The sequence below is a fragment of the Azospirillum sp. UENF 111221 genome (assembly GCF_058780625.1).
In genome coordinates this window covers 753,812-770,892 of the sequence record NZ_JBSNCH010000001.1, presented here as the reverse complement: position 1 = coordinate 770,892, position 17,081 = coordinate 753,812, and the positions used below count along the sequence as shown (strand labels likewise).

The following is a 17,081-nucleotide window of genomic DNA, read 5'->3' as shown; positions in this document are numbered from 1 at the left end:
AAATCGAGCCCGATTTTCCGCGATCCGATCTCAAGCGATTTCGTGCCCGCACCCTATCACAACAGCCGCGGACCCTTCTCATCCCGCAGCCCCTGCTCCAAGCGCCGCCTTGCATGACGACGACTGAACCCCCTTGTCAGAGCCGGCGCAGCCGCCCCAGCAGCGACGGGTTGTCCCAGCTCGGCTGCCGGTCCTCGATCACCACGCGGTGGGGCAGGGGGGCGTCGCTCTCCACCGCCACCTCGACCCAGCGCGGCACCAGCTCGTTGTTGATGTCGTCGAGAATGGCGACGGCCAGCGCCTCTAACCCGTCCGGGAAGCCGGCAAACTCCGCCAGATAGGCAACGACAGACGCCGGATCGGGCACCAGCAGGTCGGGCACCAGCCGCAGGGTCAGCCGCACCCCCGGCAGCGGTTCGCCGCGCAGCTCCACCAGGAAATCGTGGCGGGCATCGGGAGACGGGCGGGTGGACAGCCGCTCCCGCCTCATGCCGACACCCCCAGCCCGGCCTGGCCGGCGCGGGTCAGCTTCACCCAGCTGCGGGCGCCCGACTGGAAGGACAGGCAGCCGGTGTAGCCCACCGCCCGCACGCTGTCGGCGAAGATCTGGATCAGCTCGACCCGCAGTTCCGGCGGCAGGGCGGCATGGCTGCGCAGGATCAGGTCGAAATGGTTGGGCCGCACCAGACCGTCCAGCTGCATCGGCCCGAACCGGCTGAGGTCGAGGTCGATGACGAAGCGGCTGCCGGGCTTCGACCGCTCACCGCCCCCGCTCTCCTCATCCTCCTGCAACGGGTGGACATGCAGCCTGATCGGCTTCGGCCCGTTCGCGTCCATCAGCGGGATGGTGTAGCTGCGCCAGTCGCCCGGCAGCGGTTCCGCCGCCTCGCGCCGCAGCCCGTCGAAATCCTTCTCCAGCCGCTCCAGCAGGTCGCGGCGCCCCGCCTTGTCGAGTGCGGAGGCGGCATCGTCGCCCAGCCAGCCCTGCGCGTCGCCGCCGCGCATCGCCGACAGGAAGAAGCCCAGCGCCGCGGTCAGCTTGCGGTTCGGCTGCGGCATCGTCGCCAGCATCGCCTTGGCTGCTGCCGGATCGGCCGCCGCCAGTGTCGCCATCAGCTGCCGCATCGCCGGCCAGTCGCGCCCGTCCAGCGGTCCCGGCGGGCCGGGCAGGGTGGGGGCCGCCGCCTGGGTGGCGCGGGCGAGGTCGGCCAGCGCCGCCGTCACCGTGGCCCCCTGCGGCAGGCTGGCCGGGACGTTCAGCGCCAGCATCCCCTGCTTGGTCGCCAGGATCGGCTGCCCCTGCGGCGTGCTGCCGGCCACCGTTCCACGCAGGATGGGGGTATCGGGCGGCAGGGCCGCCTCGTCGGCCTGCGGGGTGGGCAGAGCGGCGGCCTGTCCGCCCGGCTGCTGGCCGGATTGGCTTCCCGCCTGCTGGTTGGGCCCGTTGGCCTCCGAATTGCCCGCCCCCGGATTACCGGGCGGTTGGGGCTGTTGCGGCGGCGGGGTGACCGTCAGGATCTTCAGCGCCACTGTGGCGCCGCGCGGCAGGTCGGGCGGTTCGGGATTGCCGCTGTCACCGGCTGGGTTGGAACCGGCTGGGCTGGAGCTGGGCGGGTTGGAGCCGGGCGGAGTGGGCGCCGTCGGCGTCTCGGCGCCGGGATGGGCCGCGTTGCCGCCCAGCTGGACCGGCGTTCCGAAGGTGGCGCTGCCGCCGCCCATGGCCGGGGCAGGGGTGGAGGGACCGCCCGTCGCCGCAGCAGGCGTCCCGGCGGCCGGAGCCTCCGGTTTCGCGGTCCCGGCCGGGGCGGCGGGTGACGGGGTGGCAGGGGCCGGCTGCGCCGGGGGCGCGGCGGCGGTCGGCAGCTTGGCGCCCGACCCGCCGGCCAGCACCAGCGCCGGCACGACGGTGCCTGGCAGCAGCGGCGGCAGATTGGTCGGGACGGTGGTCGGCGTCGGGGTGGGCAGCAGGACGGCGGGCGTGGCGCCGCTGCCGACCGCTGGGGTCTGGGTCGTGCTGCCGGTCTGCCCGGCGCTCTGTGGCGTGGCCGGGCTTGCCAGCGATTGCAGCAGGATCAGCGCCGTCGGCTTGCCCGGCAGCGCCGTGGCCGGTGCGCCCGGCGAGGCCGTGCTGCCGGGGGTCAGCTGCACGGTGACCGGCTTGTCCGGCGGCAGTTCCGTGGCACTGTCGAGCAGCAGTTCGCCCGCCGCGGTGCGCACGCGGGTCAGCCCTTCCGGCGTCTGGCCGGCGACGGTGCCGGTCAGCACCACCGGTCGGGTCACCTCCGGCAGCCGTTCGGGAAGTTGGACGACCGTGGCCTCGGCGGTGACGGGGGCGGGCGCGGCGGGGGCTGCCGCGGCGGTGGCGGCGGCCGGCGTGACCGACGGTGGGATCGCCCCGCCCATGCCCGCCCGTCCCGGCCGGTTACCGGGCGCTGGCGAGCAACCGCTGCACGATCGCCTCGACGTCGCGGGCCGCGTCGCTGGCGGGCGAGCGGGTCAGCAGCGGGGTCTGGTTGCGGATGGCGTCGCGCACCTTCAGGTCGCGGCGGATGATGCCCGCCAGCGCCGGCTTGTATTTCAGGAAGTTCTGGCAGGCCTTCAGGATGGTGCCGTAGGTCCGCTCGCCGTCCTTCACGCTCTGCGCCATGTTCACCACGATCCGCAGGTCGGCCGACGGGTTGGTGGCATGGGTCAGCTTGATGAAGGCATAGGCGTCGGTCAGCGAGGTCGGCTCGTCCGTCGTCACCACCAGCGTGATGCCGGCCGGTCCCGACAGGGTGCGCACCGTGCGGTCGACGCCGGCCCCCATGTCCATCACCACCCGGTCATAGCTCTTCGCCAGCTCCAGCAGGTCGTTGCGCAGGCCCGACAGGCGCTGGCTCGGCAGCTGCGCCAGCGTGCCCGAGCCCGAGCGGCCGGCGATGATGTCGAAGCCGGTGTCGGTGAAGCGCTGCGCCGCCTTGGCCAGCGTCACCTCGCCGTTGATGACGGCGCCCAGGTCGTTCTTGGGCGAGAATCCAAGCTGGATGTCGACGTTGGCGAGCCCGAGATCGCCGTCGAACAGCAGGGTGTTCATGCCCGCCTTGGTCAGGGCGTGGCTGAGCGTGATGGAGAACCACGTCTTGCCGACGCCGCCCTTTCCACTGGCCACGGCGATGACGTTGGCGCCGCGCAGCGGGCGAACGTTCTTGAGGGCGGCCGGGAACACCGGATCGGTCATGGCAGGGTCCTCGACGAGGGGGAACTGGCGGCTTTAGCCTTGGTTGCGGGTTTTGCGGTTGCGGGTTTCGTCGGCTTGGCTGCCGCGGCGGCCCTGCGCGGTGGTGGTGGCGGCGGTGCCGGCTCGATCTCCGGTTCCTCGTCCTCCGGCTCATATCCCCGCCCGAAGCTCGGCTTGCGCTCGGGGGTGCGGTCCGGCTCGTGGTCCTGGTGGTCGCCGCCGTGGCCGTCCTCGTCCTCGTCCCAGCCCGCCTTGCGGGCGGAGCGGCGCGGCGCCTGGTCCTTGACGGCGGGCGCCTTCTCCTCGGCCGGGATCATCATGCGGGCGAGCGCCAGCGGGTTCAGCGCGGTCAGCCCCTCCGCCACCTTGGACGAGATGCTGGCGTCGCAGAAGGACAGCCGGGCGCGTGCGGCGATGGCAAGGACGCTGCCCAGCCGGCGCGCCATGTCCAGCCGGGTGACCAGCATGCGCCGCACGCCGACCGCCTTGAAGGCCATCGCCATGTCGGCGGCCTCCAGCGCGTCGAGCCCGGCGGGCAGCACCAGGATCGGCTCCACCTCGCCGGCGGACAGCATGGCGCGGAGGTCCTGCATGTCCTCGGCGTCGAACGGGTTGCGCCCGGCGGTGTCGACCAGGACCAGATCGGTCCGGCGATGCACCTCGAAGGCGCCGGCCAGCGCGTCTGGATCCTCCACCGTCGCCAGCTTCAGCTTCATCAGCCGGGTGAAGGCGGCCAGCTGGTCGACGCCGCCGGCCCGCACCGTGTCGGTGGTGATGACGCCGACCGAGCATTTCCGGAAGACGGCGCGCGCCGCCAGCTTGGCCGCGACCAGCGTCTTGCCGGATCCCGGCGGGCCGACCAGCGCCAGCGGCTTCACCGGCGCGCGGCCGTCCGGCAGCGGGTTGAAGGTGAAATAGGAATCGAGCGCCGACCCCAGGGCCAGCCGCGGATCCTCGGTGTCCAGCCCCGATGCCGCGTCGATCAGCTGTTCGGCCAGCGACGCCGGCACGCCGTGGCGTTGCAGGGCGTCGGCCACCACCTCGCCGACGTCGATCTCGGGTTCGACCGGCTTGGCCGGCGCCCTGCCGCGGCCGTTGCGCGCGGAACCGGAGGACGGGGCCGGCGGCAGGTCGTCCTCTTCCACCGCCGCCGTCACGCGCACGCCGCCGCCTTCCTCCTCGCGCGTGGCGACGATGATGGCGTCGTCGCCCAGCGACTGGCGCACCATCCGCATGGCGTCGGACATGGTCTTGGCGTGGAAGGACTTCAGCCGCATCGGCAGCGCCTTCCGTCAGCTAAGGGGATGGGAACGCCGCGCGCCATCAGATCTGCCCCAGGGTCTTGATGCGGGCCTTCGGGTGGATCTCGTTCTGCGACATGACCACGGTCGCCGGCCGGAACCGCTCGACGATCGAGCGGACGAACGGACGGATCAGCGGGCTGGTCAGCAGAACGGGGCTCTCGCCCATCATGGCATGTCGCTCGAAGGTTTGACGGACGGAGGTGATGAACTGTTGCAGGCGGGACGGGGCCATCGTCAGCTGCCGGTCGTCGCCGTCGCCCACCAGCGATTCCGCGAAGCCCTGCTCCCATTCGGGCGACAGGGTGACGAGCGGGATGAATCCCATCTCGTTGGTGTTCGCGTCGCAGATCTGCCGGGCAAGGCGGGAGCGCACATGCTCGGTGATCTGGGTGATGCTGCGGGTCTGGCTGGTCGCTTCGGATACCCCTTCCAATATCGTGGGAAGATCCCGGATCGAAACCCGTTCGGCAAGGAGATTCTGCAACACCCGTTGCAGGCCGCCCACAGTGATCTGTCCGGGCACCACGTCGGCGATCAGCTTCTGGTGTTCCTTGTCGGTCTCGTCCAGCAGCTTCTGCGTCTCGGTGAAGGACAGCAGCTCCGGCATGTTGTCCTTGATCAGCTCGGTCAGGTGGGTGGTCACCACGGTCGACGGATCGACCACGGTGTAGCCCTTGAACAGGGCCTCCTCGCGGTATCCCGGCTCGATCCAGATGGCGGGCAGGCCGAAGGTCGGCTCCACCGTCTGTTCGCCGGGAAGGCTCATGGCGTCGCCGCGCGGGTCCATCACCAGCAGCATGTTGGGCCGGATGTCGCCGCGCCCGGCCTCGATCTCCTTGACGCGGATGATGTAGGTGTTGGGCGGAAGCTGCAAATTGTCCTGGATGCGCACCGCCGGCATGACGAAGCCGACCTCGCCGGCGATCTGCCGGCGCAGCCCCTTGATCTGGTCGGTCAGCCGGTGGCTGCCGGCCTGGGGCTGGTTGATCAGCGACAAGAGACCGTAGCCCAGCTCCAGCCGGATCAGGTCGATGGCGAGCGCCGTGGCGATCGGTTCGTCCGGCGCCGGCCCGGCTCCGGGCATGCCGCCGGGGCCCGCCCCGGCCGCCGCCGCTTCCTCCGCCGCCGCGGCCTCTTCCGCCTCCTTCTTGGCGCGCAGGCGCGGCATGTACCAGGCGGCGAAGCCGACGGCGCCGATGACCGGGGCCAGCGTCAGGATCGGCATGCCCGGCAGCAGGGCCAGCACGCCGACGGCGCCGGCCGACAGGGCGAGCGCCTGGCTGTGGCCGGTCAGCTGCCCCACCACCGCCTTGTCGGTGGAGCCGCCCATGCCGGCCTTCGACACCAGGAAGCCGGCGGAGATCGAGATCACCAGCGCCGGGATCTGCGACACCAGCCCGTCGCCGATGGTCAGCTTGGTGAAGGTGTCCAGCGCCGTCATCACCGGCATGTCGTGGCGCAGGACCGCGATGGTCACGCCGCCGATGATGTTGATGAACATGATCATCAGGCCGGCGACCGCGTCGCCCTTCACGAACTTCGACGCACCGTCCATCGAGCCGAAGAAGGCGCTTTCGTCCTCCAGCTCCTTGCGCCGCGCCCGCGCCGTGCTCTCCTCGATCATGCCGGCCGACAGGTCGGCGTCGATGGCCATCTGCTTGCCGGGCATGGCGTCCAGGGTGAAGCGCGCCGCCACTTCGGCGATGCGGCCCGAACCGGCGGTGATGACCTTGAAGTTCACGATGGTCAGGATGGCGTAGATGATCACGCCGATGACGAAATCGCCGCCCATGACGAGGCTGGCGAAGGCCTCGATCACATGGCCGGCGGCCGACGTCCCCTCATGCCCCTGCGTCAGGATCAGGCGCGTCGAGGCCATGTTCAGCGACAGGCGCAGCAGCGTGGTGATCAGCAGGATCGTCGGGTATGACGACAGCTGGAGCGGCTTCTCGATGAACAGCACCACCATCAGGATCAGGATGGAGATGGTGACGTTCAGCCCCAGCATCATGTCGAGCATGACGGCGGGCAGTGGCATGATCAGGCCGACCACGACGATCAGGATGCCGATGGCCATCGCCACGTCGCCGCGCTTCAGCGACGCCTTGGTGACGGCCCACATCTCGCCGAAGGCGGCCATGTTGCCGGGACCGCCGCCCCCGCCGCCGCCATTATGCTCCGTCAGCGCCATGGATGCTCCCGCCGCTCAAGATCCCGGTCCCGGACGGGACGTCAGGCCGTCGCCCGTTCGTCGTTGCCCGGGGTGGGCACGCTGCGGCCTTCGTCGCCATACTGCTTCAGCTTGTTGCGCAGCGTGCGGATCGAGATGCCCAGGATGTTGGCGGCGTGGGTGCGGTTGCCCAGGCAGTGGGTCAGCGTCTCCAGGATCAGGTCGCGCTCGACGTCGGCCACCGTGCGGCCGATCAGCGCCGCCAGGCCGGCGCCGCTGGTGCCGGCATTGGCGGCAGCCGCGGCGCTGCTGTTGGCGGCCATGCCGTAGGGACCGGGCTTGCCGCCCTTCGGCGGGCCGTAGCTGGTCGGCAGGGCACCCTGTGGCGGCACCACCAGGGGGGTGGCCGGCTGGCTTTGGGCGGCGGCGGCCGGAACCGTGCCGCCGGGGCCGGCGAACGGGTTGGCGACCGGCGAGTCCGACGGGATCGATGCCTGGGCGCTGCCTTCCGGGGCCAGCATCTTGCTGGTCAGCATGATGGCTTCCGGCCCGACCTCTTCGCCGCGCGACAGCAGGACGGCACGGTGCATGGTGTTTTCCAGCTCGCGCACGTTGCCGCGCCAGTGATGCGTCTTCAGCATCAGCATGGCGTCCTCGGTCAGGCGCTTGTCGCCCAGGCCGTTGGCCTCCGCATACTTCTTCAGGAAATGCTCGGCGATCATCGGGATGTCGGCCGGGCGTTCACGCAGGGACGGGATCGCCACGCTGAACACGTTCAGGCGGAAATACAAATCCTCGCGGAAGTTGCCGGAGCGGACCTCCGCCTCCAGGTTGCGGTTGGAGGTGGCGATCAGGCGGACATTGACCTTCACCGGCTGGCTGGAGCCGATGCGGTCGATCTCCTTCTCCTGGATGGCGCGCAGCAGCTTGGCCTGGAGCCTCGGGTGCATCTCCGACAGCTCGTCCAGCAGCAGGGTGCCGTTGTTCGCCTCCTCGAACTTGCCGAGCCGCCGGGCGACGGCGCCGGTGAAGGCGCCCTTCTCGTGGCCGAACAGCTCCGATTCCAGCAAATTCTCCGGGATGGCGGCGCAGTTCACCGCGACGAAGGGCTCGCCCGACCGGCGGCTCTTGCGGTGGATGAAGCGGGCCATCAGCTCCTTGCCGGTGCCGCTCTCGCCGGTGATCATCACCGAGGCGTCGCTGGGCGCCACCTGCTCGGCAAGGCGCAGAGTCGCCAGCATCGCCGGGTCGCTGCAGACGATGGAGTGGCTTTCCTCGGCCACCGCCTCCAGCACCGCGGCGATCAGCTCGGCATTGGGCGGCAGCGGCAGATACTCCTTGGCGCCGGCGCGGATGGCGCGCACGGCGGCGGCCGCATCGGTGCCGATGCCGCAGGCGACCACCGGGATGGTGATGCGCTCCGACTTCAGGCTGTCGATGAAGGTCGCGATGTCCAGCTTGACGTCGATCATCACCAGATCGGCACCGGCGGCGGCACGCAAGGCGGTCAGCGCCCCTTCGATGCTGTCGGTGTGCGACACCTTGGCCCCCCGCTTCATGGCGATCTTGCCGGCGGCGGTGATGTAGCCTTCCAACGTTCCAACGATCAGCAGACGCATAGCCTTACGCTCCCACTCTCGGGGCTTCCCGGTCGAAATACTGGATCCGCTTTCCAGGCGGCAGGACGGCGTTCAGGAGCATCTCCAGACGCCGCGGATTCTCCTGGCGCGCGATGGACACGGCGCCGATGGTATAGAGGGTCTTGACCAGCGCGTCCTCCTCAGCCGCCCGCTCCACCTTGGCGGCGAGCGGGGACAGGACGACGTTGCCGAGCACGGCCCCGTAGAAGGTCGTCAGCAGAGCCAAAGCCATCGCCGGCCCGATGGCCGACGGGTCGCTCAGGCTGCCCAGCATCTGCACCAGCCCGACCAGCGTGCCGATCAGCCCCATGGCCGGCGCCACTTCCGAGGCGCGGCGCAGCACGCCGGCGCTCTTGCCGTGGCCGCCGGCGGTCGCCTCGACCTCGCCGGTCAGCATCCGCTCGATGGCGTCGGGCGGCAGCCCCTCGGTGATCAGGGTGACGCTGCGGTGCAGGAAGGGTTCGGCGCGCAGTTCCGGCAGGACGTTGCGCAGGGTCTCCGGCCCGGCCCGGCGGGCGGCCTCGGCCAGCAGCAGGACCTGCCGCGCCACGCCCTTGGGGTCGAGCGTCTGGTGGACCAGCACCGCCGCGGCGTTCTTCCAGGCCACCGCCACGTCGCCCAGCGAGAAGGAGGCGGTGGTGACCGCCAGAAGTCCCGCCCAGCACGATCAGCAGCGACGGCGGGTCGAGGAAGGCGCGCGCCGACCCGCCTGTGGTGATGGCGATCAGGATCACCCCGGCCGCCGCCGCCAGCCCGACCAGCGTCGCCACGTCCAGCCCGCCGCGCAGCCGCACGCTCCGTCCCGGCGCGGCAGCACCGGTGGGGGTGCCTGCCGGCTCGCCCTGCGCCGCGGCACGGGTGCCGCCGCCTGGGTTCGCCTTGGCACGGGCCGCGCCGGTGTCGGACGAAACCGCCATCAGCCGCGGTCCGACTTGATGATTTCCGTCATCGTCACGCCCAGCCGGTCTTCCACCACCACCACCTCGCCGCGGGCGACCAGGCGGTTGTTGACGTAGATGTCGATGGCCTCGCCGACCTTGCGGTCCAGCTCCACCACCGCGCCGCGGCCCAGCTTCAGCAGTTGCGCCACCTGCATGGTCGATTTGCCCAGCACCGCGGAGATCTGGACGGGGATGTCGTACACCGCCTCCAGGTCCTTGGTGATTCCGGGGCTGGCGTAGTCGTCGCCATCGCCGCCGTGCAGATCGTTCAGCGAGAAATTGTCGCTCGGCATGTCGGTCTCGGACCTCCTTCATTCCGGTCACCCCTTAGACGGGGGCCGGAGCCTCCAGCATGTGCGCCGCGCGGCGTTCGATTTCGTCCAGCAGCTGGGCGGTGTCCCGCTCCACGCCGCCTTCGGCCCATTCGATGCGGCAGCCGCCGGGAGCGACCGACGGATCGCCGATCACCATCAGCTTCGCGCCGAAGCCGCGCGCCCCCACCGTCTCGTCGAGATGGTCGCGGACCAGCCCCATCGTGTCCTCCGCCACCCGGATGACCAGCCGCGGCTCGTCGATCAGGTCGGTCAGGCAGGCGCGGACCATTCCCTCCACCTCGACCATGCCGCCGCGCCGCGCCCATTCGGGCAGCAGCTTGCGGACGATGGCGAGCGCCAGATGGACCGGCTGTTCGCTGCGCGCGGCGTTGCCCGCCTCGTGCGCCGCCAGCAGATGGCCCACCCCGTCGGCGATCTGGGAGAGCGCGTTGGCGATGCGGGCGTTCACCGTCGCCTCGATCTCCGTCCTGCCGCGCTCGTACCCGGTGTTCTGGCCGGCGGTCATGCCGTCGGTGAATCCCTTGCCGTAGCCCGCCGCGGTCCCTTCGGACCTGCCGGCGGCCATGCCCTCCTCATAGCCCTGGGCGCGGGCGGCGGCCAGCTCCTCCTCGCCGAAGGTGGGGGCCGGCGGCAGTTCCGGCTCCGGCTCGGGCGCCGGCATGGCCGACAGCTCGTCCTCGGGCAGCAGGTCGTCGTCCTCCACATGGGTCATGCGGGGGACGGCGTCCACGTCGAAGGACTCGTCGAAGAGGAATTTGCGCACGCTCATCGCCGCGATCCCCCTTCGGACAAGGTGGCCTCAAGCGGTGTGGATTTGGAGACCGGCATCGCTCAGCTCTCCTGATAGAGCCAGTTGCGCAGGATCGAGACCGCCTCTTCCGGATGCTTGTCGACGATCTCGCCGACCTTGCGCAGCGAGGAGGCGCGGACGCGGCCCTCCACCCGGTTGATGTCGATCATCTGCTCCAGCTCCTCGTCGGCCTGCGCCGCTTCCAGCGCCGAGATCCTGGGCCAGCGCGCCGGTGGGGGCGGCGAGTGCCGCCGGCATGCCGGCCTGATCGGTCAGCAGGCGGTCCATCTCGTCCTCCTCCTGCATCTCCGCCTTCTCGAAGGCGCGGGAGATCAGCGGGCGGATGACCAGCAGGATGATGAGGACGGCGACGATGCCCAGGACCACCATCTCCGCGATGCGGAACAGGTCGTCCTTGGTCATGCCCATGAACAGCTCTTCCGGCTTCTGGATGTCGTCCTCGGGCGACCAGAAGCGCATGTTGATCACCTCCAGCGAGTCGCCGCGCACGGCGTCCAGCCCGACGGCGGAGCGCACCAGCGCCTTGATGCTCTCGATCTCCTGCTCGCTGCGCGGCTGGTAGGCCGGCGGTGCGTCCTTGGAGAGCTGATAGGTGCCGTCCACCAGCACCGCGACCGACAGGCGGCGGACCTGGCCCGCCTCGCGGACATGCGACTTGGTGGTCTTGGTGATCTCGTAGTTGATCGTCTCTTCGGCGCGGTTCGACTTGTTCGAGGACAGCGGGCTGGCGCTGCTGCTGGCCTGGGCCGTGGGCAGGTTCTGGTCAACCGTCACCGGGGCCAGCGGGTCGCGGTCGCTGCTCTCGTTCAATTCGTTGACGGTCTGGGTGGAGCGGACGACCTGGCTTTCCGGATCGAAGATTTCCGACTGGGTGGTGATTCGGTCGAAGTCGAGGTCGGCGGACACCTCCGCCCGGACCTTGCCGTAGCCCAGCGTGCGGCCCAGCAGAATCCTCGACGGTGCGGGCCAGCCGGCCCTCATAGGCCTGCTTCTTCTCTTCCGCGTTGGCCGCCATCGCCTCGGCGCTGTCGTTGCCGGTGCCGCGGGCCAGCAGCTTGCCCTTGTCGTCGACGATGGAGATGCGGCCGGGGTCGAGGTTGGGCACCGAGGCGGCGATCAGCTGCTGGATCGCCTGGATGTTCTCGCGGCTCAGCTGGGTGCCGGGGCGCAGCTTCAGGAAGACGCTGGCGGTCGCCGGGTTCTGCTGGCGGGCGAACAGCTCGCGCTTGGGCAGCACCAGATGGACGCGGGCCTGCTGCACGCCGTTCAGCGTCTGCACCGTGCGCGCCATCTCGCCTTCCAGCGCGCGCAGGTGGTTGATGTTCTGCATGAAGCTGGTGGCGCCGAAGCCTTCGCCCTTGTCGAACAGCTCGTAGCCGACCGAACCGCCGGACGGCAGGCCCTGCGCCGCCATGCGCATGCGCATCGGCCCGACCTGATCGGCCGGGACCATGATCTTGGTGCCGGACTTGTCGACGCTGTAGGGGACCTTGGCCTCGTCCAGCTTCTTGGCGATGGCCGCCGCTTCCGTCTGCTGGAGTTCGGAATAGAGAAGTTCCATCTCCGGTGTGGAGAGCCGGGTGGTCAGATAGACGAAGAATCCGATCAGCAAGAGCCCGACGCCGCCGATCGCCGCGAGGCGGGCGGGCCCGAGATTGCGCAAGGTCTGCAGCAGGTTGTTCACGCGCGGTCCCCGATCGGAAGTCTTTCCGGCATGGTCTCCACACAGTCTCCGTTCGCGATTGCGAAACGGTTTGTGCAAGTTCCGCGCCGGTCTTGCCTACGTTGGGGCATGCTGCGGCGTCTTGATGAAGAGAGGGTTAATCGGCGGCAGTTTTTGCCGGGCGCCCGGCAAAATATGCCTAGTGCTCCGCAAATGTTGCAGCCCTGCGACCGCGGCGCCACAGCGGGTTTCGCAACCTTGGGTCACAATGACGCAGCCAAGCCACGGCATGGGCGGCGCGACACCGATTGCGCGACTTTCGGTAAAATCATACCGCGCAATGCGCGAGAAGAGTGCGGTCCTATGACCAACAGGCCGATTCCCGCGAACAGGCGCCTGCCCAAAAGAGGTATCTGGTCCAGCCAAGGTTGACATCGGCAACACCCGATCATAGCTGAGTTGCATTCCATGCCCGAAACCGGCCGATTCGTCTTCCCGGCGAGGTATTTCCAGGCTCGGCCGCCGGAAGCGGTGCTTCGAGGCGGGTGCCGACCGGCCCACTGGCCGGCGGCGGGAATAATCGGCTGCCGGGACCAGTACAGGAGCGAAGGGGAAGAGCGATGAAACGGCGTGGCCGCGAGAAGAAGGAAGGCCTGAACGAGGTCGATGTGTTCGTCGGCCAGCGCCTGCGGGAACTGCGCATGCTCGCGGGGCTCAGCCAGAGCGACGTCGCCTCGGCGCTGGGGCTGACCTTCCAGCAATTGCAGAAATACGAGCGCGGCTTCAACCGCGTGTCCTCCAGCCGCCTGTTCAAGCTGGGCCAGTTCTTCCGTGTCCCCGTCTCCGTCTTCTTCGAAGGGCTGGAGAACCGCCAGCCGGCGGCCGAGGGCGGCGAAGTGCCGGCGGCGGGTGGCGGCGAGGAGCAGGAGAACACCCTGCAATCGCGCGAGGCGCTGATGCTGGCGCGCTATTTCCAAAGCATCCGCGATCCGCAGATCCGGGCCGCCATCCGCGAGCTGGCCGAGCGCTGCGCCGAGCAGCAGGCCGACGGCGGTGCCTCTGCCGGCGGCGGAGCAACCTCCAGCGGGGCATCGGCGTCCAGGCGCGGCCGCGGCCGCCGGGCGGAGCAGGGCGGCCACGCCTGAGGCCGTCTGCCTGGAAGACCTGTGCCTGAAACCGCCCGGAAGCGTTCAGGCCGGCTTCAGCCGCCGGTAATGGTCCAGGAAGTCGGCCAGCGCCTCTTCCGGGCCGAGCGGCAGGATGGCGGCCTCGTCGGGGTCCGGCAGGTCGCGCCAGTTGACGCGGTGCGGCGCGCAGAGGTCGCGCAGCTCGGTCGCCAGCGCCCGCTGGTCGGCCAGCTTGACCGCTTTCGGCTCCGGATGGCGGAAGCCGAAGCGCAGGGCGAGCGCGCTCTTGATCGGCTCCACCGCCTGCCGGATGGCGTCGCGGCCGATCCGCACCTTCCATGGCGTCGGCCAGTCGCCGGTGAAGGCCTCCTCGCAGTCGTGCATCAGCGCGTCGTAGGCATAGCCCTCCGGCGCCAGCCGGCTGGCCAGCACGCAATGCTGGGCCACGCTGAAGAAGCGCTGGGTGTTGCCGACGAACCGGCACTGGTAGGCCAGCGGGCGGGCGATGTCCTCGATGTCGAAGGGGCCGAAGTCCGGGTTCTCCAGATCGACGGTGCGCCCCGAATAGGTGATCATGACCGCCGTCGGCTCGGGCACGTCGAGCAGATCGAACTGGTCGGGATGGATGATGCGCGGCGACCCGCCGCGCCGCTTCGGCGTTGCTTTCTTCATGATCCTGGACTCTGAAAAATCCCCCTCTCCCCCGGGGAGAGGGTCGGGGTGAGGGGGATGCACAGCGAGGATTCTCGGGTCGGGCACGCAGTGCGCCCCCCTCACCCTAACCCTCTCCCCGGGGGGGAGAGGGGATACTATCCGCCGGATCGCGCACCAGGCTGCTTGTGGCGGCGACGGTCGTTTCCAGCAGGGGCAGCAAGGCTGCGACCTTGTCGGTGTCGGCCGGGCTGTCGTTGATGGCCCGCGCGATGGCGGCCATGCGTGGCGTGCCGAAATTGGCGGCCAGCCCGGCCAGCGTGTGGGCGGCCTGCTTCAGCTCCTTCGGCCTGCCGGCCTGCAGGGCGGAGCGGATCGCCGTCAGCTCGCGCAGCGCCGTCTCCGGCAGCAGCTGCAGCATCCCGTCCAGCGCCTCGCCGCCCAGCGCCAGCCGCAGTTCGGCCAGCTTCACCCGGTCGACCAGCGGCAGGGCCGAGAAATGGCCGCTGGCGGCCGGCGGCCGGCTGGGCACCGGCACCACGCGCCCCTCCTGCGGCCGCGTCGCCAGATCGACCAGCACGGCGTTCAGCTGGTCCCAGTCGATCGGCTTGGTCAGATAGGCGTCGAGCCCGGCGGCCAGATGGCCGTCGCGATGCTCCGGCAGGGCGTCGGCCGACAGCCCGACGATGGGGATGCGCGCGACCGGCCCGTCCATCCGCCGGATCGCCCGCGCGGTCGACCGCCCGTCGAGCACCGGCATCTCCATGTCGAGGATCAGCGCGTCGTAGTCGGTCGCCGCCGCCAGCGCGTCCAGCGCCGCGCGCCCGTCGGTCACCGCGTCGATCCGGTGGCCGATGCGGGACATCATGGCGACGACCAGCATGCGGTTGATGTCGTTGTCCTCGGCCAGCAGCAGCCGCAGCGGCACCTGCGTCTGCTCCGGCGTCTCGGCCGCCCCGGGGAGCGTGGGGCGGGCTCCCAGCTCGCCGACCGGCGGCGCCTCCGCCAGCCGGCTGAGGATCGAGAAGCGGAAGGTGGAGCCGCGGCCGGGCGTGCTGGCGACGGTGATCCCGCCGCCCATCGCCTCCACCAGCCGCTTGCAGATCGCCAGCCCCAGGCCGGTGCCGCCATATTTGCGGCTGGTCGACACGTCGGCCTGGACGAAGGCGTCGAACAGGCGGGCGCGCTGCTCCTCCGTCATGCCGATGCCGTTGTCCTCCACCTCGAACCGCAGGGTGACGGGCGCATCGGCCGGTGCCGCACCGGTGAGCGGGTCGGCGGGGGGATCCGGCGACCAGACGGCGATCTCGATGCTGCCGCGGTCGGTGAACTTGATGGCGTTGGACACCAGGTTGAACAGCACCTGCCGCAGCCGGGTCGGGTCGCCGCGGATGTGGCGCGGCGTGTCGTCGGCGATGGAAGCCGACAGGCTCAGCCCCTTGGCCGCCGCCCGCACCAGGAACAGCTGGACCACGTCGTCCACCAGCCGGGGCAGGGAGAAGTCGATCTCCTCCAGCGTCAGCTGCCCGGCCTCGATCTTCGAGAAATCCAGCACGTCGTTCAGGATGGTCATCAGCGTGTCGGCCGACGACCGCAGCGTCCTGACGAAGGCCTTCTGCTGGTCGTTCAGCCCGGTGCCCATCAGCAGGTCGCCCATGCCGATCACTGCGGTCATCGGCGTGCGCAGCTCGTGGCTCATCATCGCCAGGAAGCGTGACTTGGCGCTGCTGGCATTCTCCGCCGCGATGCGGGCGGCCTCCGCATCCTCGCGCGCGCCGTCCAGCTTCTCGGCCAGGGCGAAGGTCTCGGCCGCCAGCCGGGTCAGCTGGTCCTCGGCGGCGCGCAGCTCCTCCTGCGACCGGCGGCTCTGGGTCACGTCGGCGCAGGAGCCGGCGATCCAGCGCGCCCGGCCATCGGACGGCCCCCCTGCTTCCGGCACCGGCCGCAGGGTCAGCGCGTTCCAGAAGGCGCTGCCGTCCTTGCGGTAGTTCAGCACCTCCACCGACAGGGGGCGCGCCTCCGCCAAGGCGGCGCGGATCGCCGCCGCGGTGTCCGGATCGGTGTCGGGCCCTTGCAGGAAATCGCCGTTGCGCCCGATCACCTCGCCGGCCTCGTAGCCGATCATGTCCAGGAAGGCGCGGTTGCAATAGACGATGGGATGGTCGGGCCGGGTGGCGTCGGACACGACGAGGCCGGCCCCGCTGGTCTCGACCACGGCGGCCAGCATCGCGGCATCGGGCGAGCCGCCGAAGAACGTCGTTGGGGAGGAGGGCGGCGCGGTCAAGGGCGGATCCCGGTCGGTTCAAAAAGAGCGCGCGAGGGGACAGGATAAGCGGTCGCGGGGCCGATTGCCATTGCCCGGCTGGAGGGCCCGGCCAGCAGACCCGGCCATGCGGGCCGGACGGGCAGACAAAGCATGCGAAACATTTTCTATCGCCACCTCATGGCGATTCCGTTAACGACTGTGCAACACTGCAATCCGAAAACTGTGCGGACCGGCCATGCCGATGGCGGCCGGAGAACTTTGGCGGAGCGGAGAGCGTCATGGTGGTGGAGGCAGGCAACCGGACCCGCCAGGTTCGGACGATACAGGATCTCGGTGTTCTTCTGGTCGAGGATGACGACTTCACCCGCAAGCTGATCTACCGGCTGCTGCACGACATCGGGCTCCGCACGGTGTTCGAGGCGGCGGACGGCATAAAGGCGCTCGAAATGCTGCGGGTGAACAGCGAGGACATCGACCTGGTGATCTGCGACCTGGAAATGCCGCGCATGGGCGGGCTGGACCTGCTGCACGCGCTGCGCACCGCCACCGGCAACCCGCTGGCCGACCTGCCGGTTCTGGTGCTGACCGGCCACCGCGAGGCCGACGTGGTCAAGCGCGCCATCGCCTACGGCATCTCCGGCTATCTGGTGAAGCCGGTGTCGAAGGCCGACCTGATGAAGCGCCTGACCTTCGCCATGCAGAAGCGCTGACAGCCGGGACCGGCGGCCCGCGGCTTTATTGCGCACCGCAACCCGCTCTGGCGCTTTCGCCGTCCTTGATGTAGAAGGAAGGCTGCTGCCGCCGTGACGCGAAAGGTCCATGGGTTCCTTCCATCCTTCGCCCGGCCCGCTCCGATCCCGTTTCCGGCCTCGGGGAGAGCCGTGAGCAAAGATCGACCTCCCGGGTCGTCCCCCAGGTCGCAAGACGCACGCCCCTCCGGCGCGGACCGGTCC

14 protein-coding genes and 1 pseudogene are annotated in these 17,081 nt (G+C 70.1%); 3 read left to right on the top strand and 12 right to left on the bottom strand.

Features of this window, described 5'->3' with window-relative positions:
* Positions 1-136: 136 nt before the first annotated feature.
* Genes ACWPN3_RS03400 through ACWPN3_RS03370 form a run of 7 tightly spaced genes read right to left on the bottom strand, consistent with a single transcriptional unit; the run spans position 137 to position 8,941 of the window.
* A complete protein-coding gene (locus tag ACWPN3_RS03400) occupies positions 137-490 on the bottom strand; it encodes a hypothetical protein (protein ID WP_492242537.1) in 354 nt (117 codons plus the stop codon).
* A complete protein-coding gene (locus tag ACWPN3_RS03395) occupies positions 487-2,403 on the bottom strand; it encodes a hypothetical protein (protein WP_492242538.1) in 1,917 nt (638 codons plus the stop codon). The genes ACWPN3_RS03400 and ACWPN3_RS03395 overlap by 4 nt, the downstream gene beginning before the upstream one ends.
* Positions 2,404-2,422: 19 nt before the next feature.
* Positions 2,423-3,220 (bottom strand): MinD/ParA family protein, encoded by a 798-nt coding sequence (locus tag ACWPN3_RS03390; protein ID WP_109450765.1) that lies wholly within the window; start codon positions 3,218-3,220, stop codon positions 2,423-2,425.
* The gene (locus ACWPN3_RS03385; RefSeq protein WP_492242539.1) at positions 3,217-4,497 is read right to left on the bottom strand and encodes a flagellar biosynthesis protein FlhF; all 1,281 of its coding nucleotides are present in this window, start codon (positions 4,495-4,497) and stop codon (positions 3,217-3,219) included. Before ACWPN3_RS03385 ends, ACWPN3_RS03390 begins: the two co-directional genes overlap by 4 nt.
* A gap of 46 nt (positions 4,498-4,543) precedes the next feature.
* The gene (flhA, locus tag ACWPN3_RS03380) at positions 4,544-6,715 is read right to left on the bottom strand and encodes a flagellar biosynthesis protein FlhA (protein WP_109450769.1); all 2,172 of its coding nucleotides are present in this window, start codon (positions 6,713-6,715) and stop codon (positions 4,544-4,546) included.
* Between the two features lie 41 nt (positions 6,716-6,756).
* Positions 6,757-8,313 (bottom strand): sigma-54-dependent transcriptional regulator, encoded by a 1,557-nt coding sequence (locus ACWPN3_RS03375; protein ID WP_109450771.1) that lies wholly within the window; start codon positions 8,311-8,313, stop codon positions 6,757-6,759.
* A gap of 4 nt (positions 8,314-8,317) precedes the next feature.
* Positions 8,318-8,941, bottom strand: a complete 624-nt coding sequence (locus tag ACWPN3_RS03370; protein WP_492261087.1) for a motility protein A — start codon at positions 8,939-8,941, stop codon at positions 8,318-8,320.
* Positions 8,942-9,048: 107 nt separating this feature from the next.
* On the opposite strand from ACWPN3_RS03370, the gene ACWPN3_RS03365 reads away from it, so the two are divergent.
* A complete protein-coding gene (locus ACWPN3_RS03365; protein WP_492261086.1) occupies positions 9,049-9,270 on the top strand; it encodes a hypothetical protein in 222 nt (73 codons plus the stop codon).
* Here ACWPN3_RS03365 and fliN read toward each other — a convergent pair.
* The 3 genes and pseudogenes from fliN to fliF all read right to left on the bottom strand — a co-directional run bounded on the left by fliN (position 9,251) and on the right by fliF (position 12,105).
* Positions 9,251-9,568, bottom strand: a complete 318-nt coding sequence (gene fliN, locus ACWPN3_RS03360) for a flagellar motor switch protein FliN (protein ID WP_098737805.1) — start codon at positions 9,566-9,568, stop codon at positions 9,251-9,253. The genes ACWPN3_RS03365 and fliN overlap by 20 nt on opposite strands.
* A gap of 34 nt (positions 9,569-9,602) precedes the next feature.
* Entirely contained in the window at positions 9,603-10,379 is a 777-nt protein-coding gene (locus ACWPN3_RS03355; protein ID WP_492242541.1) for a FliH/SctL family protein, read from the bottom strand.
* A 62-nt stretch (positions 10,380-10,441) separates the two neighbouring features.
* A pseudogene (fliF, locus tag ACWPN3_RS03350) lies at positions 10,442-12,105 on the bottom strand (flagellar basal-body MS-ring/collar protein FliF).
* A 599-nt stretch (positions 12,106-12,704) separates the two neighbouring features.
* Between fliF and ACWPN3_RS03345 the strand changes: the two are divergent.
* Positions 12,705-13,229: a helix-turn-helix domain-containing protein gene (locus ACWPN3_RS03345; RefSeq protein WP_492242542.1), complete on the top strand. Its 525-nt coding sequence runs from the start codon at positions 12,705-12,707 to the stop codon at positions 13,227-13,229.
* 45 nt (positions 13,230-13,274) lie between these two features.
* On the opposite strand, the gene ACWPN3_RS03340 is transcribed toward ACWPN3_RS03345, so the two are convergent.
* Positions 13,275-13,883, bottom strand: a complete 609-nt coding sequence (locus ACWPN3_RS03340) for a transcriptional regulator (RefSeq protein ID WP_109450781.1) — start codon at positions 13,881-13,883, stop codon at positions 13,275-13,277.
* Positions 13,884-13,989: 106 nt separating this feature from the next.
* Complete coding sequence (locus tag ACWPN3_RS03335) at positions 13,990-16,146, bottom strand: ATP-binding protein (RefSeq protein ID WP_492261085.1); 2,157 nt, start codon at positions 16,144-16,146, stop codon at positions 13,990-13,992.
* A gap of 260 nt (positions 16,147-16,406) precedes the next feature.
* Here ACWPN3_RS03335 and ACWPN3_RS03330 point away from each other — a divergent pair, with 260 nt between their 5' ends.
* Complete coding sequence (locus tag ACWPN3_RS03330) at positions 16,407-16,838, top strand: response regulator (protein ID WP_109450785.1); 432 nt, start codon at positions 16,407-16,409, stop codon at positions 16,836-16,838.
* Positions 16,839-17,081 lie beyond the last annotated feature (243 nt).